18 protein-coding genes and 2 pseudogenes are annotated in these 20093 nt (G+C 55.4%); 5 read left to right on the top strand and 15 right to left on the bottom strand.

Annotation, left to right across the window (positions count from 1 at the left end; all coding sequences use genetic code 11):
• The first annotated feature begins 268 nt into the window (after positions 1–268).
• Positions 269–760: a GNAT family N-acetyltransferase gene (locus HA45_RS06765; RefSeq protein ID WP_100704262.1), complete on the top strand. Its 492-nt coding sequence runs from the start codon at positions 269–271 to the stop codon at positions 758–760.
• 298 nt (positions 761–1058) lie between these two features.
• Here HA45_RS06765 and ggt read toward each other — a convergent pair whose 3' ends face one another.
• Positions 1059–2810, bottom strand: a complete 1752-nt coding sequence (ggt, locus tag HA45_RS06755) for a gamma-glutamyltransferase (RefSeq protein ID WP_100704261.1) — start codon at positions 2808–2810, stop codon at positions 1059–1061.
• A 202-nt stretch (positions 2811–3012) separates the two neighbouring features.
• On the opposite strand from ggt, the gene HA45_RS06750 reads away from it, so the two are divergent.
• A complete protein-coding gene (locus HA45_RS06750) occupies positions 3013–3288 on the top strand; it encodes a DUF2756 domain-containing protein (protein ID WP_100704260.1) in 276 nt (91 codons plus the stop codon).
• Here HA45_RS06750 and ugpQ read toward each other — a convergent pair.
• From ugpQ to HA45_RS06700, 10 genes and pseudogenes are all read right to left on the bottom strand, one after another.
• Positions 3285–4028 (bottom strand): glycerophosphodiester phosphodiesterase, encoded by a 744-nt coding sequence (gene ugpQ / locus HA45_RS06745; protein ID WP_100704259.1) that lies wholly within the window; start codon positions 4026–4028, stop codon positions 3285–3287. The genes HA45_RS06750 and ugpQ overlap by 4 nt on opposite strands.
• The gene (locus HA45_RS06740) at positions 4025–5098 is read right to left on the bottom strand and encodes a sn-glycerol-3-phosphate import ATP-binding protein UgpC (RefSeq protein WP_100704258.1); all 1074 of its coding nucleotides are present in this window, start codon (positions 5096–5098) and stop codon (positions 4025–4027) included. Before HA45_RS06740 ends, ugpQ begins: the two co-directional genes overlap by 4 nt.
• Positions 5099–5944, bottom strand: coding sequence for a sn-glycerol-3-phosphate ABC transporter permease UgpE (ugpE, locus tag HA45_RS06735; RefSeq protein WP_100704257.1), 846 nt, complete (start codon positions 5942–5944; stop codon positions 5099–5101).
• Complete coding sequence (gene ugpA, locus HA45_RS06730; RefSeq protein ID WP_100704256.1) at positions 5941–6828, bottom strand: sn-glycerol-3-phosphate ABC transporter permease UgpA; 888 nt, start codon at positions 6826–6828, stop codon at positions 5941–5943. The genes ugpE and ugpA overlap by 4 nt, the downstream gene beginning before the upstream one ends.
• Positions 6829–6889: 61 nt before the next feature.
• Positions 6890–8206 carry a sn-glycerol-3-phosphate ABC transporter substrate-binding protein UgpB gene (ugpB, locus tag HA45_RS06725; protein ID WP_100704255.1) on the bottom strand — a complete coding sequence of 439 codons (1317 nt, stop codon included), beginning with the start codon at positions 8204–8206 and terminating at the stop codon, positions 6890–6892.
• 422 nt (positions 8207–8628) lie between these two features.
• A complete protein-coding gene (gene livF, locus HA45_RS06720) occupies positions 8629–9342 on the bottom strand; it encodes a high-affinity branched-chain amino acid ABC transporter ATP-binding protein LivF (RefSeq protein ID WP_100704253.1) in 714 nt (237 codons plus the stop codon).
• A 1-nt stretch (position 9343) separates the two neighbouring features.
• Positions 9344–10111 (bottom strand): high-affinity branched-chain amino acid ABC transporter ATP-binding protein LivG, encoded by a 768-nt coding sequence (gene livG / locus HA45_RS06715; protein WP_038643684.1) that lies wholly within the window; start codon positions 10109–10111, stop codon positions 9344–9346.
• A pseudogene (locus HA45_RS06710) lies at positions 10108–11378 on the bottom strand (high-affinity branched-chain amino acid ABC transporter permease LivM). Before HA45_RS06710 ends, livG begins: the two are co-directional and overlap by 4 nt.
• Positions 11375–12301: a high-affinity branched-chain amino acid ABC transporter permease LivH gene (gene livH, locus HA45_RS06705; protein ID WP_100704251.1), complete on the bottom strand. Its 927-nt coding sequence runs from the start codon at positions 12299–12301 to the stop codon at positions 11375–11377. The pseudogene HA45_RS06710 and the gene livH overlap by 4 nt, the downstream one beginning before the upstream one ends.
• A 123-nt stretch (positions 12302–12424) precedes the next feature.
• Positions 12425–13552, bottom strand: coding sequence for a branched-chain amino acid ABC transporter substrate-binding protein (locus HA45_RS06700; protein WP_100704250.1), 1128 nt, complete (start codon positions 13550–13552; stop codon positions 12425–12427).
• Positions 13553–13956: 404 nt separating this feature from the next.
• Between HA45_RS06700 and panM the strand changes: the two are divergent.
• Positions 13957–14384: pseudogene (gene panM / locus HA45_RS06695) on the top strand (aspartate 1-decarboxylase autocleavage activator PanM).
• A 154-nt stretch (positions 14385–14538) separates the two neighbouring features.
• Here the strand turns inward: panM and rpoH are convergent.
• The 4 genes from rpoH to ftsY all read right to left on the bottom strand — a co-directional run bounded on the left by rpoH (position 14539) and on the right by ftsY (position 18990).
• The gene (gene rpoH / locus HA45_RS06685; RefSeq protein ID WP_100704248.1) at positions 14539–15396 is read right to left on the bottom strand and encodes an RNA polymerase sigma factor RpoH; all 858 of its coding nucleotides are present in this window, start codon (positions 15394–15396) and stop codon (positions 14539–14541) included.
• Positions 15397–15636: 240 nt separating this feature from the next.
• Positions 15637–16623: a permease-like cell division protein FtsX gene (ftsX, locus tag HA45_RS06680; protein WP_100704247.1), complete on the bottom strand. Its 987-nt coding sequence runs from the start codon at positions 16621–16623 to the stop codon at positions 15637–15639.
• Positions 16613–17281 (bottom strand): cell division ATP-binding protein FtsE, encoded by a 669-nt coding sequence (gene ftsE / locus HA45_RS06675; RefSeq protein ID WP_100704246.1) that lies wholly within the window; start codon positions 17279–17281, stop codon positions 16613–16615. Before ftsE ends, ftsX begins: the two co-directional genes overlap by 11 nt.
• Positions 17282–17286: 5 nt before the next feature.
• Positions 17287–18990: a signal recognition particle-docking protein FtsY gene (gene ftsY / locus HA45_RS06670; protein ID WP_100704245.1), complete on the bottom strand. Its 1704-nt coding sequence runs from the start codon at positions 18988–18990 to the stop codon at positions 17287–17289.
• Between the two features lie 230 nt (positions 18991–19220).
• Here ftsY and rsmD point away from each other — a divergent pair, with 230 nt between their 5' ends.
• Together rsmD and HA45_RS06660 are read left to right on the top strand one after the other, a co-directional pair.
• A complete protein-coding gene (gene rsmD / locus HA45_RS06665; RefSeq protein WP_100704244.1) occupies positions 19221–19820 on the top strand; it encodes a 16S rRNA (guanine(966)-N(2))-methyltransferase in 600 nt (199 codons plus the stop codon).
• Positions 19810–20079: a DUF1145 family protein gene (locus HA45_RS06660; protein WP_100704243.1), complete on the top strand. Its 270-nt coding sequence runs from the start codon at positions 19810–19812 to the stop codon at positions 20077–20079. Before rsmD ends, HA45_RS06660 begins: the two co-directional genes overlap by 11 nt.
• Positions 20080–20093 lie beyond the last annotated feature (14 nt).

Below are 20093 nucleotides of genomic sequence, written 5' to 3'. Positions count from 1 at the left end.
TTGGCGCAGATTGGACAAGTTGCATGAAGGAGGTAAATCGCAGGCAAAAAAAAGCCAGCACCCGAGCTGGCTAAGTAATTCTGGAAGCAATGTGAGCAATGTCGTGCTTACCCGTTCTGTCAGGAGACGTTCCCGAGTCCGCATGGCAATAATAATCATTATCATTCGCGTCTGTAAACCCCTTTTGAGAATTATTTTCAATTGACGGGTCCTGAGAATTCCTTGATGTTAAAAGGGATTTTATTCACTTTGCACAAGGAGTCGCTCTATGAGTCAGGTCACTGTTCGTCATGCAACGCCGGAAGATGCCGCAGCCTTAACCCATCTTTATAGCCAGCAAGAGACTCAGGCCGGCACGCTGCATCTACCCTATCAATCACCAGCGCTGTGGCAGGAACGTCTTAAAGAGATGCGCCCCGGTCAGTACCGTTTGGTGGCGTGCATTGATGAACAGGTTGTGGGTCAGCTATCGCTGGATGGCATTACGGTGGCACGTCGCCGCCATGCCGCATCGATTGGCATGGGCGTCGATCCCGCCTTTCATCGTCGCGGCGTAGGCTCGGCGCTGATGGCCGCGATGATTGACCTTTGCGACAACTGGCTGCAGGTAACACGAATCGAGTTAACCGTGTTCGCCGATAATCATAAAGCGATTGGTTTGTATCAGAAGTTTGGCTTTGAAATTGAAGGCACAGCGAAGCGTTTTGCCATGCGTGATGGCGAGATGATAGATACGCATTATATGGCGCGATTGAAATAATCTTTAAGGACATCACTGCCTACTTAGCACCAGCATCATGCCCTGTTAAACAACGCACCGAAGCTTATGAGCAGGCTGGTGCCGCTCAGGGGCAGGCAATCCGCAGCGCTGAACAAAATGAATCTGCCAGGAGAGCCCGCAGAACGCGGGCGAAAGGCGGGCCGGCACACGATGTGCCATCCCGCCGGTCCGTCAGGCAGATGAATGACGTGAAGGCACCGCGTCAGCAGCGCGAGGACAGCCAGCCCCTGAGTGGCACCAGACTGCGTTATCATCTGTACAAGCATTACGTCGACAGTTAATACCCGGCACTCAAATCATCCACCGAACGCGGATCGGAAGCACCATAACGCATACCATCCGGCCCAATCATAATGCTCTGGGTGCTGCCCATCGCTGGCATCACTTTCACATGCTGACCTTTGGCTTCCAGTAAGCGCAGCGTGTCCGGGCTAAAGCCTTTCTCCACGCGCAGCTGATCCGGCAACCACTGATGGTGGAAACGCGGTGCGTTGGTGGCTTCCGCCACGTTCATCCCAAAATCGATGCTGTTCACCACCATTTGCAGCACAGTGGTGATAATTCGGCTGCCGCCTGGACTGCCTGTAACCAGCCAGGTTTTGCCGTCTTTGGCGATGATGGTCGGTGACATGGACGACAATGGACGCTTAGCCGGCTGCACCGCATTCGCTTCGCCGCCCACCAAACCATACACGTTCGGCGTACCCGGTTTGGCGGAGAAATCATCCATCTCGTTGTTCATCAGGATACCGCTCTGCCCGGCAACAATGCCGCTTCCAAAGTAGGTATTCAGGGTGTAAGTCACCGCCACCGCGTTGCCGTCTTTATCCACCACCGAGAAGTGCGTGGTCTGGTTACTTTCATACGGCTCAAGCTTGCCCGGTTTAATTTCGCTGGAAGGACGCGCTTTGTTGACATCAATCTGCTGCGCCAGGGTTTTAGCGTAAGCTTTGCTGGTCAACGCCTGCTGGGGCACTTTGACGAAATCAGGATCGCCAAGGTATTCCGAACGGTCGGCATAAGCGTATTTCTCCGCTTCGGCCATCACCTGCATCGCATCGGCGCTGCCAAAGCCCCACTTCGCCAAATCGAAGTTTTCGAGGATATTGAGGATCTGCACGATGTGAATCCCGCCCGATGACGGAGGTGGCATTGAGAACACCTCATAACCGCGATAGGTGCCGCTCACCGGTTTGCGCTCCACTGCGCGATAGGCTGCCAAATCCGGTTTACCGATTAAACCGCCGTGCTGCGCCATTTCTCCGGCAATCTCATCAGCAATTTTGCCTTTGTAGAACGCATCAGGCCCTTGTTGGGCAATCAGCTGCAGGCTGTGCGCAAGGTTTTTCTGCACCAGACGCTCGCCTTTTTGATACGGCTTGCCGTCGGCTTTATAGAAAATCGCCCGGCTGTTGTCGTGATTGATCAGCGTCTCTTTGCCGTAGGTCGCCAAATCGTCCGCCAGCGCATCGTTAACGATGATGCCTTCACGCGCCAGCTTAATCGCCGGTGCCAGCAGTTTGCTCAGCGGCAGCGTGCCGTATTCTTGTGCCGCCAGCGCAAAACCCGCCACGGTGCCCGGCGTGCCAGAGGCTAAATGAGAAGTCAGCGACAGCTTCGCATCGGCATTGCCTTGCTTATCGAGGAACATATCGCGGGAGGCTCGCGCCGGTGCCATTTCGCGGAAATCAATCGCCGTGGTGCGACCTGAAGCGGTGCGCAGCATCATAAAGCCGCCGCCGCCGAGATTGCCGGCCTGCGGATGGGTCACTGCCAGCGCAAAGCCGACCGCGACAGCGGCATCCACCGCGTTACCGCCCTGCTTCAAAATATCAACGCCCACTTCGGTGGCTATCGCATCCACTGATGCCACCATACCGTGCTGCGCTTTCACCGGATGGAAGGTATCGCTATCCACCCCGTATGACACCGGTGGCGCACTGGCCGGCGCGGCGAACGCGCCTTGCACCACGGTGAAACTCATCAATAATGCCCAGCCAACCTGGCGCACGCTGCCCTTTAGTCTCATTTGCTATCTTCCTTTGCGGTTATTTACATTTGTTATTTTTTGATGCAAGTGTTTGCAAACACGATAAAAAGCGTAGCAGTAAGCCAAATTCGGCGCACTCCTGGTACAGGACTTTGTGACATCGCATAAACTTATGACAGCAGCCTTTGTTGCCATACTGATGGTGACAACACACAGCAGGCTGCATTAATGGAGGAAGACCATGAAAAAATGGCTAATCGTTATCGCTGCGTTGCTGCCGTTGAGCAGCATGGCAAATATGCTGAACAGCACCAATGATCCGAACAAACCTGGCTATAACCCGAGCCAGCAGCGTATGCAGTCGCAAATGCAGACCCAGCAGCAACAACAGCAGTTGAAGCTGAAACAGGATCAGCAGCAGCAGAATCAGGAGTTACAGCGGAAAATGCAGGAACGGCGGGATAGCGCCCAGCAGCGCGTGATTCAATCGCAGCCGGGCCAGCAGAAGCTGAACTAACGGAAGTCGGGGCCGATAATGTCGATGCGGTCGGTACAAATAGCATCGACGCCCCAATTCAGCAGCTCGCGCGCCCGCGCGGGCTGATTCACTGTGTACACCAGAATATGCAACCCGGCGGCTTTCAGCTGCGCGGTGCGTTCGGCATCCAGCAGTTTATGATTGAGATGAATGGAGACGCAGCCCAGCGACGAAGTGAGCGCTAACCAATCATCGTGCCACGTATCCAGCAACAGTCCGCGTGGCAGTTCAGGCACCGCCTGCATCGCCGCTTCCAAAGCTTCATACGAGAAGGAAGACAACAGCGGCGCAGTCTGGCCTTGCCACAGTTCACGCGCGGCGATGGCGACATCGCGTCCGGTTTCCTGCTCTTTGCCGGTGGTCGGTTTGATCTCGATATTCGCCATCATCTGATGCTGACGACAGCGTTCAGCCACGTCACGCAGCAGCGCCAGCGGCTCGCCTTCGTATTCGCGGCTGTACCAGCTTCCGGCATCCAGCTGTGACAACTTACTCCATGACAGATCGCCCGCCACACCCCAGCCGTTGCTGGTGCGATCCAGCGTATCGTCATGCAGCAGGAACACCTGCTTATCATCCGACAGCTTGGCATCAAACTCGATCATGCTATGACCGTACTGCGCGCCGACATCAATCGCCGCCAGGGTATTTTCCGGGGCCAGTTTACCGCCGCCGCGATGGGCGACGATCTGCGGATATGGCCAATTTTCTACACTCATTCCAGACGCTTTCCATGGGTTGAATCGAAGAAGTGTAACGCATTCGGCGGCAGTTGCAGCCATAAGGTGCTGCCCGATGACGGGCGCTCGCTGTGCGGCAAACGCACCACCAGGCGGGTATTGCCGATGCGGCCGTGCGCGAGGTTATCCGCACCCAGCATCTCTAAGGTGTCCACCACCAGCGGAATGCCACCCGCCGCCTGGGTGCTGAGCACCAGATGCTCAGGACGGATGCCCAACGTGAGGGGACGATTCGCCCACTTCGCTTTGCTCTCACCTAAAGGCAGGCTATTGAGGGCATCGAGCGTAAAGCGCGTGCCGTCGCTGTTGATCTGGCCTGGCAGCAGGTTCATCGCTGGCGCACCGATAAACGAGGCGACAAACTGGCTGGCGGGACGCTCATACACTTCCACTGGCGTACCGACTTGTTCCACCACGCCTTTGTTCATCACCATCACACGCTGTGCCAGCGTCATGGCTTCCACCTGATCGTGGGTCACGTACAGGCTGGTGGTTTTCAGGCGACGATGCAGCTGTTGCAATTCAAGACGCATCTGCACGCGCAGACGCGCATCAAGGTTCGACAGCGGCTCATCAAACAGGAACACCGCCGGTTCACGGACAATCGCGCGGCCCATCGCCACACGTTGACGTTGACCGCCGGATAACTCACGCGGACGACGAGCCAGCAGATGATCCAGTTCGAGGCTGCGCGCGGCTTCCATTACGCGCTGTTCGATCTGCGCTTTGCCCATGCCGCGAATTTTCAGGCCATAGGCCATGTTTTCGCCAACCGTCATGTGCGGATAAAGTGCGTAGTTCTGGAACACCATGGCGATGCCGCGATCTTTCGGTTCCATATTGGTCACGCGTTTGTCGTCGATATAAATATCGCCGGAAGTCACGCGCTCAAGGCCCGCCACCATACGCAGCAAAGTCGATTTACCACAGCCGGAAGGGCCGACCATCACCATAAATTCGCCATCGTTGATGGTGATATTCAGTGGCTCAATGATCTGATTTTTGCCGTCATACGATTTGGTGACGGTCTGAAGGGTTACGCCTGCCATTTATTTATCACTCTCCACCAGGCCACGCACAAACGCACGTTGCATAACTAATACCACCACCACCGGTGGGATCAGGGTTAATAACATTGCCGCCATCACTTCGTTCCACTGCGTCGGCCCGCCGCTGGTGTTGATCATACTTTTCACCCCGGCCACTGCGGTGCTGAGGCCCGGGTCGTTGATGATCAGTAACGGCCACAAGTACTGGTTCCAGCCGTAGATAAAGGTGATCACAAACAGCGCGGCGAGGTTGGTTTTGGACAGCGGTAACACGATGTCCCAGAAGAAACGCATCGGGCTGGCACCATCAATACGCGCCGCTTCAATCAGCTCATCGGGCAGTGACATAAAGAATTGACGGAACAGGAAAGTCGCGGTGGCCGAGGCCATCAACGGCAGCGTTAAACCACTGTAGCTGTCCATCATATTCAGGGTCGAAATCACTTCCACCGTGGGGAAAATACGCACTTCCACTGGCAGCATCAGGGTGATGAAGATCAGCCAGAAGAACAGCGAGCGTAACGGGAAACGGAACCACACCAGCGCGAAGGCAGAAAGCATCGAGACGGTGATTTTGCCCACGGTGATGCCAAGCGCCATGATCAGGCTGTTGAGCATCATCATGCCAAATGCCGGACCGCTGCCATTGACGCCCTGCGTCCAGATGCGCGAAATGTTGTCCCACAGGTGCGTGCCGGGCACTAAGGTCATCGGCACCTGATACACCGCTTCGTTATCCAGCGTGGCGGCGACAATCGCCACGTACAGCGGGAACAGAATGGTCAGCACGCCAAGCACCAGCAGGGTATGGCTGAAGATGTCCAGCCCGCGTCGATTCTCAATCATTGGTATTGCACCTTACGCTCGACAAAGCGGAATTGCAGGATCGTCAGACCAATCACCAGCAGCATCAGCACCACCGACTGCGCGGCGGAGGAGGAAAGATCCAGACCGGTAAAACCTTCGCGATAAATTTTGTAGATCAGCGTGGTGGTGGCTTGAACCGGACCACCGCCGGTGGCGGCATCGATCACTGGGAAGGTATCAAAGAACGCATACACCAGATTGACCACCAGCAGGAAGAAGCTCACCGGGGTGATCAGCGGCAGTGACAGATTGAAGAAGCGACGCACCGGACCGGCACCGTCAATCGCCGCCGCTTCCACCAGCGATTTGGGAATCGACTGCAGCGCCGCAAAGAAGAACAGGAAGTTATAGCTCATCTGCTGCCAGATGGACGCCAGCACAATCAGGAACATCGCCTGGCCGCTGTTTTGCGCGTAGTTCCAGTTGTAGCCGATCTGATTCAGCAGATGGCTGAACAGGCCGAGACCCGGGTTAAACAGGAACATCCACAGTACTGCCGCGACAACCGGCGCCACGGCGTAAGGCAGCAGCAGCAAGGTTTGATAGAGTTTTTTCAGCCGTATGACGTAATCGACCAGCGCCGCCAGCAGCAGCGAGAAGGTCATGCCACACACGGTGACCAGTGCGCTGAACTCAATGGTGGTCCAGAACGACGCGAGGTAATACTCATCGTTGAACAGGCGCTTGAAATTATCCAGGCCAACAAAGGTGCTGGAAATACCGAAGGGATCGATGCTTTGCAACGAATACCACAGCGCTTCACCGGCGGGCCACAGGAAGAAAATGGCGGTAATCACCAGCTGTGGTGCCACCAGCAAATAAGGCAAAAATCGGGAGCGAAAAACGGGGCGTGATGAGGACATAGCAGACTCGCCAAAAGAGAAATCGGGGCTGACGCCATGCGCCAGCCCCGAGACAACGGAATTACTTCACTTGCTGTTCAAAACGACGCAGCAGTTCGTTTCCGCGCTTCACAGCGTTATCCAGTGCAGCCTGAGGAGCCTGTTTGCCCGTCCACACGCCTTCCAGCTCTTCGTCCACGATGGTACGAATCTGTGGCATGTTGCCCAGACGCATGCCTTTGGTGAACGGCAGTGGATCTTTGTTCAGCATCTGACGCGTGGCGATGTCTGCGCCTGGGTTCTTGTCATAGAAGCCCTGTTGCTTAGTCAGCTCATACGCCGCAGTGGTGATGGGCAGGTAACCGGTCTTCTGGTGCCATTCCGCCGCGATTTCTGGCTGAGCCAGGAACTTCATGAACTCCGCTACACCCTTGTAGGTGTCGGCATCTTTGCCTTTCATCACCCACAGGCTCGCGCCGCCGATAATGGCGTTCTGCGGTGCGTTTGGCACAGTAGAGTCGTATGGCATCATGCCCACGCCGAAGTTGAACTTCGAGTAGTGCTTGATATCTGCCAGTGAACCGGAAGAGGCAGTCGTGATGCCGCAATCGCCGTTGTAGAACTTGGCGGTGGATTCATCTTTACGACCGAAGTAGGTGAAATCACCCTTCTTGTTCATGTCTTCGAGCATCTGGATATGACGCACCTGCACTGGCTTGTTGAACTCCAGTACCGCGTCAGTGCCGTCGAAGCCGTTGTTCTTGGTGGCGACCGGCAGTGCATGCCAGGCGCTAAAGTTCTCGATTTGAATCCAACCCTGCCAGCCGCTGGCGTAACCACAGGTCATGCCCGCTTTACGCAGCGCATCGGCGTCTTTCGCCAGTTCCTGCCAGGTTTTTGGCGGCTGATCTGGGTTCAGACCGGCTTTTTTGAATGCATCTTTGTTGTAATACAGCACCGGCGTCGAGCTGTTGAACGGCTGAGAAATCAGCTGGCCGTTGCTGTCGCTGTAGTAACCCGCCACCGCTGGCACGAACTGTTTTGGATCCATCTGCACGCCCGCGTCTTTAAACACGTCATGCACCGGCACGATGGCTTTCGAAGCCATCATGGTCGCCGTACCTACTTCGTAAACCTGCAGAATAGCCGGCGCTTTACCGGTACGCACCGCAGCGATACCCGCTGCCAGGCTCTGCTCGTAGTTACCTTTGTACGTCGGTACGATTTTATATTCTGGGTGAGCCTGGTTAAAACGTTGTGCCAGAGAATCGACTTCTTTGCCTAACTCGCCTTCCATTGAGTGCCAGAAAGGAATGTCAGTTGCAGCCAGCGCATTACCGCTGAGCGCCAGACCAAGCAAAACACTCATCAGGCGGGGACGAAGCGTAAAAGCGGACATAAGTTTTTTCCTGTGCTGTTAGGTACGCGCGATATCACGCATTTTTTGTTCGCGAAGTAACATGACACGGGGAAATGACGGATTAATAACAGGTTTATGACGGGAATGTGACAGGGATTGCGCGTATTAGAAAGTTTAAAGTGGCACGAGTTATCTCAAACTCGTGCCGATTGCTCAGGCTGTTAGCGCTGCCGTAAGACCGCACCTTCTAACAGACCGTCGGCGGCGCAGCCAGATTGCGGGCGGACAGCGCACAGCCACTGGAGCGTACTCTTAGTTCGTGAGGATGGCGAGCACTGCCCAACCGCAAGCTGACAAGTAAGCCAGGTCAGGCACCGAGACAGCACACAGCCACCGGAGCGTACTCTTAGTACGTGAGGATGGCGAGCACTGCCCAACCGCAAGCTGGCGAGTAAGCCAGGTCAGGCACCGAGATAAGCGCTGCGTACCGCTTCGTTTGACAGCAAAGCTTCCCCGCTGTCTTCCAGCACCACGTGACCGTTCTCCAGCACGTAGCCGCGATCGGCCAGCTTCAGCGCCTGGTTGGCGTTTTGCTCCACCAGGAAGATGGTCATCCCCTCTTTACGCAGTTGCTCGATAGTGTCGAAAATTTGCTGAATGATAATCGGCGCGAGACCCAGTGAAGGCTCGTCCAACAGCAGCAACCGTGGCTGACTCATCAGCGCACGGCCAATCGCCAGCATCTGCTGTTCGCCACCAGACATGGTGCCCGCACGCTGCAGTTTACGTTCTGCCAGTCTTGGGAAAAGCTGATAAACCCGCTCAATGCGCTGCTGATACTCCTGACGCGTGGCAAAAAAACCGCCCATCGCCAGGTTCTCTTCCACCGTCATGCGCGAAAACACGCGGCGGCCTTCCGGCACAATCGCAATCGCTTCACGCATGATTTTTGCCGTTTGCCAGTCGGTGATCTCTTTACCGTCAAAGACAATGGTGCCACTGGTGGCGCGCGGTTCGCCGCACAGGGTGCCGAGCAGCGTGGTTTTACCCGCGCCGTTAGCGCCGATCAGCGTGACGATTTCACCCTGGCTGATGTGCAGATTAATGTTGTGCAGTGCCTGAATCGGGCCGTAATGGGCACTCACCCCTTGCAAGGTTAAAATCGGGTTTGCCATATTACGCCTCACCTAAATAAGCACGGATTACATCCGGATTGTTACGCACTTCTTCCGGCGTACCGTTAGCCAGCGGCGTTCCCTGGTTCACCACATAAATGCGGTCAGAAATGCCCATCACCAGCTTCATATCGTGTTCAATCAACAGCACCGAGACCTTGTGCTCACCGCGCAGTTCGGCAATCAGTTCGTCCAGCTCATGAGTTTCACGCGGGTTAAGTCCAGCGGCGGGCTCATCGAGCATCAGGATTTCCGGACGCGTTACCATACAGCGCGCAATCTCCAGACGGCGTTGCTGGCCATAAGCCAGATTACCCGCCTGACGGTTAGCCAGCTCCAGTAAGCCGATGCGCTCCAGCCAGGTGGCGGCACGATCCAGCGCTTCACTCTCACCGCGACGGAACGCCGGGGTTTTAAACAGGCCGGAGAACACCCCGCTTTTCAGGTGCTGATGCTGCGCCACTAGCAGGTTTTCAATCACCGTCATCTCACGGAACAGACGCACGTGCTGGAAAGTACGCACGATGCCCATGCGCGCAATCTTCTGGCCTGGCTGGCCCTGCAACTCCTGATCGCGCAGCTTGATGGTGCCGCCGGTCGGCTTGTAAAAGCCGGTGAGGCAGTTAAACACCGTGGTTTTACCGGCACCGTTTGGACCAATCAGTGACACGATTTCCTGAGGATGCAGTTCCAGCGCCACATTATTGACGGCCAACAGACCGCCAAAGCGCATCATCAAGCCTTCAACGGCTAATAAAGGCTGGCTCATGCCTGCTCTCCTTGTTTACTGCTTTTCAACTTCAGGTGTGGACGCTTCATCGGCAGCAGCCCCTGCGGACGCCAGATCATCATCAGCACCATCAAACCACCCAGCACCAGCATGCTGTACTCATTGAGATCGCGCATCAGCTCACGTGAGACCACCAGCAGCACTGCCGCGAGAATCACCGCCAGCTGTGAACCCATGCCGCCCAGCACCACAATCGCCAGCACAAAGGCCGATTCGACGAAGGTAAAGGATTCCGGACTGACAAAGCCCTGGCGCGCCGCAAACAGCGTACCGGCAAAACCGGCGAACACGGCGCTGATGGTGAAAGCGGTCAATTTGATACGCGTCGGGCTGAGGCCCAGCGAGCGACAGGCAATTTCATCCTCGCGCAGCGCTTCCCACGCGCGGCCCAACGGCATGCGCAGCAAACGGTTGATGACGAACAACGTCAGCACCACCAGCAGCAGCGCCACCAGATAGAGGAAAATCACGCGATGGTTAGGATCGTATTGCAGACCCGTTAGCTCATGGAAGTAGTCCAGCCACCTTCACTGACGCGACGTCCAAACTCAATGCCGAACAGGCTCGGTTTCGGAATCTGCGCGATACCGTTCGGACCGCCGGTGATCGAAGTGCTGTTGAGCAGCAGAATACGCACGATTTCACCGAAGCCGAGCGTCACAATCGCCAGATAGTCACCGCGCAAACGCAGCACCGGGAAGCCGAGCAGCAAGCCAAATGCGCCCGCAACAAGCCCCGCCAGCGGCAGACTTTCCCAGAAACCAAAGCCGTAATAGTGATTGAGCAGCGCAAAGGTGTAAGCGCCGATGGCATAGAAACCGCCATAGCCCAGCACCAGCAGGCCAGAAAGACCGACCACTACATTAAGGCCGAGACCCAACATCACGTAGATCAGCGTTAAGGTGGCGATATCCACGCTGCCGCGCGACACCAGGAACGGCCACAGCACCGCAGCGGCAATCACCAGCGCCATCACCAGCTTTTGCTTCGGCGTTGAGCCATCAAAGCCAGGCAATACCAGAGGCTTACCGCTGCGCTTGAATTTGCCGTGGAACAGCGGGCGTAACAGCTGGAAGACAAACACCACCGCACAGCCGATGAAAATCCAGTTCCAGCGCGCCGCACCAGCGTTGGCGACCACTAATTTGGTGCCATCCAGATCGAGACGGACGCCCATAAAGAAGGTGGCGAGAATCAGTAACATCACCGTAGAGATAACGGCGTTGACCAGACCGAGGCGTTTCATACTTTCTCTACCTCCGGACGGCCCAGAATCCCGGTAGGCATCACCAGCAGCACTACAATCAACAGCGCGAACGACACCACATCTTTGTATTCAGTCGACAGATAAGCCGAGGTCAGCGCTTCTGCAATACCCAGCACCAGACCACCAATCATCGCGCCCGGAATACTGCCGATACCGCCCAATACCGCAGCAGTAAACGCCTTCATCCCAGCCATAAAGCCGATGAACGGGTTAATCGAGCCGTAGAATTGGCCCAGCAACACGCCCGCCACCGCTGCCATCGCGGCACCAATGATAAAGGTCAGTGAAATCACGCGGTCAGTGTTAATACCCAGCAGGCTGGCCATTTTCAGGTCTTCCGCACAGGCGCGACACGCACGGCCCATACGCGAATAGCGAATGAACAGCGTCAGCGCCAGCATCGACAGGAAAGTCACTACCCAAATCACCAGCTGCATGGTGGAGAGCGTGGCGGCAAAACCGTTGCTCTCGCCCAGCGTCCACTGGCCGGTGACCAGGCTTGGCAGGGCCAGATCGCGCGAACCTTGCGTCAGGCTGACGTAGTTCTGCAGGAAGATCGACATCCCGATAGCCGAGATCAGCGCGATCAAGCGCTTGGAGGAGCGCACGGGTCGATACGCCACGCGCTCGATGCTCCAGCCGTAGGCGCTGGAGATAATTACCGCCATCACGAAACCGGCGGCGATCATCAGCCACGTGGTATCGATACCCATCATCATCAGGGCGGCAATCACAATAAAGGAGACATAACTGCCGATCATATACACCTCGCCGTGGGCGAAGTTGATCATGCCGATGATGCCGTAAACCATGGTGTAACCGATGGCGATCAGCGCGTAGGTGCTTCCGAGGGTGACCCCGTTAAACATCTGCTGAATGAAATAGAGAAACTGCTCGGACATAACAAGTACCTTAAAAACACGTCCGTGATCGGTTAGCGCAAAATGCGTTAAATAAACCGGATTTGATAAAGGGCGGCCACAAGGCCGCCCCTACATGCTTACTGCGTGATGCATTGGGCGGAATTACTTCACTGCGGTAGAAGAACCGTCTTTATGCCATTTGAAGACACCAAATTCGAAGCCCTTCAAGTCGCCTTTCTGATCCCAGTTCAGGTTGCCCATCACCGTTGGCACCGCTGCGCCTTCTTTCAGATTCTTGGCAATCGCATCGGGTTCGTCGCTTTTGCTGCGTTCAATACCCGCAACCAGTGACTGAATCGCAGCGTAGGTGGTCCATACGAACGGACCGGTTGGATCTTTACGGTTAGAGGCCGTATTGGTTTTGATCGCTTCAACAATCGCCTTGTTCTCTGGCAATTGGTCATAACGCTTCGGCAAGGTCACAAACAGACCTTCTGAGGCGTCACCTGCGATGTTAGACAGTGAGGCGTTGCCCACACCTTCTGGACCCATGAAGCCTGATTTCAGGCCCGCTGATTTTGCCTGACGCAGAATCTGGCCCAGCTCCGGGTAGTAACCACCGTAGTAAACGAAATCAACGTTCTCTTTCTTCAGACGCGCAATCAGCGTAGAGAAATCTTTGTCGCCCGCCGTGATACCTTCGAACAGCACCACGTTGCCGCCTTTGGCTTTCAGGGTTTTCTGCACCGATTCTGCCAGGCCCTGACCGTATTGCTGCTTGTCATGCACGATAGCGATACGTTTTGGTTTGATCTGGTCGAGGATATAGGTCGCCGCTGTTGGGCCCTGATCGGAATCCAGACCGGTAGTACGCATCACATCAGCATAACCACGTGCCGTCAGTTCCGGAGCGGTCGCTGCTGGGGTGATCATCAGAATGCCTTCATCATTGTAGATATCAGATGCTGGCTGAGTAGAAGAAGAGCAGAGATGGCCGATAACGTATTTGATGCCGTCGTTAACCACTTTGTTGGCCACTGCAACCGCTTGTTTCGGGTCACAGGCGTCGTCATATTCCACGCCAACCAGTTTGTCACCGTTCACGCCACCTTTGGCGTTAATGTCCTTAATCGCCTGCGCAGCACCGGTAAACTGCATATCACCGTACTGTGCAACCGGGCCTGTTGCCGCACCAACGATGGCAATTTTGATGTCTTTTGCCAGTGCCGCGTGGCTCAGGGCCAGCGCGACGCAACCCGCCAATAACGCGCGTCCTTTACTCATTTTCATGCGTACTTCCCCATCTGTTGTGTCGTGTTTGTTGTGAGTTGGCTTATTTTCTGCCAGTCAAAGAGGAAAACTGATTTTAGAATAATGAGTTAACGCACTTTTCTGGCATTTATAGGTAATAAGGCTTTATTTTTCAGGTTATTAAACAGGAAGTTTCTTCTGTAAATCAACTGACATATTCAGTATTAGTCGCGTTGAACAGCAGAATCGTCTGGTTGTTATGGCCGTAATTTCGCCAACTTGCCAGCGCATTATGCTGCCTTTTTCAGCAATCATTGATGGCTTACGCCATAATCCTGGCAAACTGTATGGCGTTTGACCTATTTTTATTGCAAAACAGTGACAGCACGCTGACTGTCTAAATTCGCTACACTATGGCCTTTCAGCCAGTACAGGTAAGGGTAATGAAGCTCACTATTCAGCGCATCACAGCGCTGACGCCGCAGGACCGATTAGATTTAGCTAAAGTCTGGCCGCAGATCGATATTTCGCAACTTGAGGCAGGATTGAGCGAGACGCACCGGGTCTACGCGGCTCGCTTTAACGACCGGCTGCTGGCTGCGTTACAGCTGGAGATTCGTGGCACGCTGGGGAAGATTTATCATCTCAATGTGCGTGAAGTGACGCGTCGTCGTGGCGTCGGGCAATATCTGCTGGAAGACACCATGGTGCAAAACAGCGCACTGGCGGATTGGTGGATGGCTGATGACGGTGAAGACGATCAGAACGTACGCGCGGCGTTATGCAGGCCTGCGGATTTCGCGCGCAGGCAGATGGCTGGGTGCGCAGCGGCGCGATTTATCGCGCTGGCCTGCAGCGGCGGTGTTGCTGACCGATGGCTGATTCCGGACACGTAGCGGCGGTGTTGCTGACCGATGTGCAATAAATGGCGCCGCCACGGTTTCGAGCAAATAAAAAGGGCGACTATAAAAGTCGCCCCGTTTTTCACCTGAAGCAAATCAGGTTTCAATTTCATCTGACACGAATCAGGCTTCGATCGCCATACGCAATTTCTTCATGGCGTTCTTTTCCAGCTGACGTACACGTTCTGCAGAGACGCCATACTTATCGGCCAACTCCTGCAGCGTGGTTTTGTTCTCATCATCCAGCCAACGGGCGCGGATAATGTGCTGGCTGCGCTCATCGAGGCTCAGCATCGCATCGCTCAGCTTATCAGCAGCGTGTGCATCCCAGTTGTCCTCTTCGATGCCGTCGGCAAAGTCAGAGGTTTTATCCTGCAGATACAGCACGGGTGCCATTGGCTTACCGTCACCGGCTTCGTCATCAGCAGACATATCGAACGTCATGTCCTGAGCGGCCATGCGCGATTCCATTTCCAGCACGTCTTTGCTGCTCACGCCTAACTCGCGCGCAACCATTTCCACTTCGTCCTGGTTGAACCAACCGAGACGCTGCTTGCTTTTACGCAGGTTAAAGAACAGCTTACGCTGTGCTTTAGTGGTCGCGACCTTCACGATACGCCAGTTACGCAGCACGTATTCGTGAATTTCTGCTTTGATCCAGTGCACGGCAAATGACACCAGACGCACGCCGACTTCAGGGTTGAAGCGACGCACCGCCTTCATCAGGCCGATGTTACCTTCCTGAATCAGGTCCGCCTGTGGCAGGCCGTAACCGGAGTAGTTACGAGCAATATGAACAACAAAGCGCAGGTGAGACAGGATCAGCGTCTTAGCTGCATCCAGATCGCCCTGGTAATGCAGTTTCTCCGCTAATGCCTTCTCTTGTTCTGCCGTCAATACCGGCCAGTTGTTAGCAGCCCGGACGTAAGATTCCAGGTTACCCAGAGGCGCAATCGCTAAAGTTTGCATTTCTTTGGTCATTCAAACCCTCACACATTCAATGGACTTGCTGCACAGTTCCTTGCGCAGACGTTACATTATGACAACGTCGCTAAAAAACCAAAAGCAATCTGTGCTACTTGGACGACAAAGTTATCCACAAGTTCAATTATAGCAGTTGATATTTTACACACAGATGACGGCGGGGGGAAATAGGAAGATTCCTCTGCTCCCAGATCGTCGGCAGCAGAGGAAGAGTATATCAAAAAACGTTGCTGTTGGTTACTGCGGCGTAAATCGGCGTAAATGTTGTACAGTCGCTAACCACGCGGCGATCCAGCCAATAATGGCGGCAATCAACAGCAGCAACAGCCCTTCGTCCCAGGAAAAACCTTCCAGAACAAAGGTGGTGCCAAACACCGTCGCCACCTGCGCCACCACCGATTGCAGGCGCAACACCAGCACTTCGGAAAGCAGCAGCGAAAGCACTGCGCCACTGAAACCTAACAGCGCGCCGCCATACAGGAACGGACGCAGGATAAAGCCATCGGTAGCACCGATCAGCTTTTGCACGTTAATGGTATCGCGACGGGCAAAAATGCTCAGGCGCACGCTGTTGCCGATCACCAGGAACACCGCCACCACCATCAGCAGGCCAATCATCGATGCGATTTGCCCCACCAGTCCGGTCAACGCGGCTAAACGGGCAAACCAGCTATCATCCATACGCACTTCATCTACGCCCTGCACTTTCGCCACGCGATCGCGCAGATTGGCCATGGTGTCCGAATTCTGGAAATTCAGCTTTGGCGTGATAATCGCCACGGCAGGCAGTGGATTTTGTTCCAGCATATCCATCGAGCCGCCGAAACCAGACCAGTTACGGAATTCATTCAGGGCTTCTTCGCGCGTCAGATAGTTGACGTTATCCACGCCATCCAGTTTCTTCAGCTCCGCCGTCACGTTCTCGGCCGCGCTGTCATCCAGCGCCTTATCCAGATACACCGTCAGCTGCGGTGCCGGATACCACTGCGTGGCTGCCTGGCTGACGTTTTTCCACACCATGTAGCACACGCTCGGCAACGTCAGCGAGATGGCAATCACCATCACGGTAAGCAACGTCGCCAGCGGCTGACGCCACATATCCGACAGCGTGCCACGCAGCGCGTAACGCCACTGCTCCTGCCAGCCGCCTTTCAGCGCCTTGCTTTTCGAAGGCTGCTTCGTGGCTTTCGGCGCTGCCGGGCGCTTATTGCGTTTATTGACCATCATGGCCTCCGTGCAGGCGTCCTTGATTCAGCGTCATCAAGCGATAATTGCGGCGTGCAATCAGCCCGGTGTCGTGCGTCGCCATGAGTACGGTCACGCCGACGCGGTTGAACTCTTCAAACAGGCGCAGGATATCTTCTGAAAGCGCGTCATCCAGGTTACCGGTGGGTTCATCCGCCAGTAGCACCGCAGGCTTGTTCACTACCGCGCGGGCAATGCCAACACGCTGCTGTTCACCGCCAGAGAGCTGGATCGGGTAACTCTTCGCTTTGTCGAGCAGGCCGACTTTATCCAGCGCCGCCGACACGCGACGACGGATGTCTTCACCGCTGGCCCCGGAAATAATCAGCGGGATCGCCACGTTGTCATAGACCGAACGATCCATTAACAGGTGGTGATCCTGAAAAATCATCCCGATCTGACGTCGCAGGAAAGGCACTTCACTGTGACGCAAACGCGAAATATCGTGACCGCTAAACCAGATTTGCCCGGCGCTCGGGCGCTCAATGCCACAAATCAGCTTCAGTAAGGTGCTTTTACCTGCACCAGAATGGCCGGTCAGGAATGCCATTTCGCCAGGGCGCAGATGGAAATCCACCCCCTGCAGCGCCTGACGTCCTCCCAGGTATGCTTTACTGACCTCTTCAAAGCGAATCATCCCAATCATTCCTCTCGGGCAAACAGTGCCTCAATAAAGTCTGCGGCCTTAAACGGCCGTAAATCCTCGATGCCTTCCCCGACACCGATATAGCGAATCGGAATGCCAAACTGATCGGCAACCGAGAAGATCACACCACCTTTAGCGGTGCCGTCGAGCTTGGTCAGCGTGATGCCGGTCAGGCCCACCGCTTCATGAAACAGTTTGGCCTGGCTGACGGCGTTTTGCCCGGTGCTGGCGTCAAGGGTCAGCATCACTTCGTGCGGCGCATCGCCATCGAGCTTTTTCATCACGCGGGTGATTTTTTTCAGCTCTTCCATCAGGTGTGCTTTGTTCTGCAGGCGACCGGCGGTATCGGCAATCAATACATCCACATTGCGCGATTTCGCGGCCTGAATAGCATCAAAGATCACCGAGGCCGAATCAGCACCAGTGTGTTGAGCCACCACCGGAATGTTATTGCGCTGGCCCCACACCTGCAGCTGTTCAACCGCTGCGGCACGGAAAGTATCGCCCGCCGCCAACATCACCGATTTGCCTTGCGCCTGATATTGACGCGCCAGCTTACCGATCGTGGTGGTTTTACCCACACCGTTGACGCCGACCATCAGGATAACAAACGGCGCTTTGCCGCCCACATCCAGCGGTTGATCCACCTTATCCAGAATACCGGCCATTTCGGCTTTCAACAGACCGTACAGCGCTTCCGCATCGCGTAACTGCTTGCGGTTGGCCTGCTGGGTCAGATTGGTGATGATGCGACGCGTCGTTTCCACGCCAACGTCAGCGATCAGCAGCTGCTCTTCCAGCTCTTCAAACAGGTCATCATCAATTTTCTTGCCACGGAACAGGCTGATAAAGCCAGAACCGAGGTTTTCACGTGTTTTGACCAGGCTGCGCTTCAGACGCGCAAAGAAGCCCTCTTTGGTTGGGCGCTCCTGCTCTTGCGTCACAATGGGCGCAGCGGCCAGCGGTAAATCGCTGACGGTATCTTGCGCTTCGGCTTCGGCGTCTTCCGCGTAGGTCTCGGCTAACGCCAGCGCTTCCAGTTCCTCGTCGCTTAACGCGTCATCTTCAAGCTCAACCGTCGCGTCTTCGATGATTGGCTCATGCGGCACAGTCACAGGCTCAGCAGGCGTAACCTCGATAACTGGCGCTTGCGGCACAACCACGGGCTCAGCAGGCGCAACCTCGATAACTGGCGCTTGCGGCACAACCAGGGGCTCAGCAGGCGCAACCTCGATAACTGGCTCATGCGGCACAGCCACCGGCTCAGCAGGCGCAACCTCGATAGATGGCGCTTGTGGCACAACCACAGGCTCAGCAGGCGTAACCTCGATAACTGGCGCTTGCGGCACAACCACGGGCTCAGCAGGCACGTCGATGATCAGTTCTTCAGCCTGAGGCTCTTCTTCGATAGGCGCCACATCCGGATGGATTTCTTCTTCCGGCAGCACTTCTTCTTCAATGGTGGTGATCGGCTTGGCCACCACGGCTTCCGGCGGAGCCAACTGTTCTTCAGCCACGTGCTCCGTGACGGCAACCGTCTCTTCCGCCTGCGCTTCGGCGCTTGCTAATGCGCTCTCTTCAGCGATCGGCTGTTGTGCCGCGTCGGTCGGTTGCTGCTGCTCTTCCGCAGGCTGCTGGGTCTCTTCTTCTTTGCCAAAGCCTAGCCAGGAAAAAAAGCCACGTTTTTTCTCTTTTGCCATTGTGTAACTACACTCCTCGATGGCTTATTCCCGGTTGCACGCTGTTCCCAGGGGATAAAAAATTCAATTTTTTGTTCGTGAGCGGCGTAAAAATCAGGTAATTACGCGCACCATATCAACTCAGTAGTCTAACACTTTCCAGCCAGCGCACCACAGCACCCTTTTTTACGTTTCTTCTGCCTGCCACGCCCGTTAAACTACGCAACAAATTATGACGAGTTGTGAGCGAAATGAGTAAATCCCCCCGCGGCAGCAGCGCTGCTGGCCAAATTCGTATCATTGGCGGACAGTGGCGTGGCCGTAAATTACCGGTACCGGATAGCGCAGGTCTGCGTCCTACCACCGATCGCGTGCGTGAAACCCTGTTTAACTGGTTAGCGCCGGACATTCAGGAAGCGCGCTGCCTCGATTGCTTTGCCGGCAGCGGCGCACTCGGGTTAGAGGCGCTGTCACGCTATGCGGCTTCTGCTACGCTGCTTGAGATGGAACGCGCCGTTGCCCAGCAGTTGTCGCAAAATCTGCAAACGCTGCGTGCGACGCAAGGCAAAGTCGTGCAGACCAATACCCTGCAGTGGCTGAGCCAACCCGGCGAGCCGTTCGACGTGGTGTTTGTTGATCCGCCGTTCCGTAAAGGATTGTTGCTGGAAACGCTGACGCTGCTGGAAAGCAACGGTTGGCTGGCGGAGAACGCGCTGATTTACGTTGAAAGCGAAGTCGAGCATGGCACGCCAGTGGCGCCTGCCAATTGGGATCTCTATCGCGAGAAGATTGCCGGTCAGGTGGCTTATCGCCTTTATCAACGCCAACAGGAGACGCACGATGTGGCTTAATCTGGGACGTTTACTGATGCTGTGCGTCTGGGCATTTCTGCTGTTGAATCTGGTGCATCCTTTCCCGACACCGCTGCGCTACTTTGTGCATGTGGCGCTGTTCTTCATGGTGATCATGCACGGCTTGCAGCTGGTATTGCTGCGCGCCACCCAGCCGAAAGACGCGCCAAAACTCAGTGGCGCGACCCAGGCGAAGATTTTCTTTTTTGGTGTGTTTGAACTGCTGGCGTGGCAGAAGAAGCATTATCCGAAAATGTAACGATCGGGGCCGCC

Origin of the sequence: Pantoea rodasii (genome assembly GCF_002095465.1) — a bacterium.
Classification (GTDB): domain Bacteria; phylum Pseudomonadota; class Gammaproteobacteria; order Enterobacterales; family Enterobacteriaceae; genus Pantoea; species Pantoea rodasii.
The sequence above is the reverse complement of the archived record's forward strand: the minus strand, read 5'-3'. Positions and strand labels throughout refer to the sequence as shown.

Bases quoted from the DNA above. Each gene is read 5' to 3' on its own strand.
- ugpA (WP_100704256.1), bottom strand. From the start codon at position 6,828: ATGTCCTCATCACGCCCCGTTTTTCGCTCCCGATTTTTGCCTTATTTG.
- rpoH (WP_100704248.1), bottom strand. From the start codon at position 15,396: ATGACCAAAGAAATGCAAACTTTAGCGATTGCGCCTCTGGGTAACCTG.
- HA45_RS06740 (WP_100704258.1), bottom strand. From the start codon at position 5,098: ATGGCAGGCGTAACCCTTCAGACCGTCACCAAATCGTATGACGGCAAA.
- HA45_RS06700 (WP_100704250.1), bottom strand. From the start codon at position 13,552: ATGAAAATGAGTAAAGGACGCGCGTTATTGGCGGGTTGCGTCGCGCTG.
- ugpE (WP_100704257.1), bottom strand. From the start codon at position 5,944: ATGATTGAGAATCGACGCGGGCTGGACATCTTCAGCCATACCCTGCTG.
- HA45_RS06750 (WP_100704260.1), top strand. From the start codon at position 3,013: ATGAAAAAATGGCTAATCGTTATCGCTGCGTTGCTGCCGTTGAGCAGC.
- HA45_RS06660 (WP_100704243.1), top strand. From the start codon at position 19,810: ATGTGGCTTAATCTGGGACGTTTACTGATGCTGTGCGTCTGGGCATTT.
- ftsX (WP_100704247.1), bottom strand. From the start codon at position 16,623: ATGGTCAATAAACGCAATAAGCGCCCGGCAGCGCCGAAAGCCACGAAG.
- ugpB (WP_100704255.1), bottom strand. From the start codon at position 8,206: ATGTCCGCTTTTACGCTTCGTCCCCGCCTGATGAGTGTTTTGCTTGGT.
- livG (WP_038643684.1), bottom strand. From the start codon at position 10,111: ATGAGCCAGCCTTTATTAGCCGTTGAAGGCTTGATGATGCGCTTTGGC.
- ftsE (WP_100704246.1), bottom strand. From the start codon at position 17,281: ATGATTCGCTTTGAAGAGGTCAGTAAAGCATACCTGGGAGGACGTCAG.
- livH (WP_100704251.1), bottom strand. From the start codon at position 12,301: ATGTCCGAGCAGTTTCTCTATTTCATTCAGCAGATGTTTAACGGGGTC.
- HA45_RS06765 (WP_100704262.1), top strand. From the start codon at position 269: ATGAGTCAGGTCACTGTTCGTCATGCAACGCCGGAAGATGCCGCAGCC.
- rsmD (WP_100704244.1), top strand. From the start codon at position 19,221: ATGAGTAAATCCCCCCGCGGCAGCAGCGCTGCTGGCCAAATTCGTATC.
- ugpQ (WP_100704259.1), bottom strand. From the start codon at position 4,028: ATGAGTGTAGAAAATTGGCCATATCCGCAGATCGTCGCCCATCGCGGC.
- ftsY (WP_100704245.1), bottom strand. From the start codon at position 18,990: ATGGCAAAAGAGAAAAAACGTGGCTTTTTTTCCTGGCTAGGCTTTGGC.
- ggt (WP_100704261.1), bottom strand. From the start codon at position 2,810: ATGAGACTAAAGGGCAGCGTGCGCCAGGTTGGCTGGGCATTATTGATG.
- livF (WP_100704253.1), bottom strand. From the start codon at position 9,342: ATGGCAAACCCGATTTTAACCTTGCAAGGGGTGAGTGCCCATTACGGC.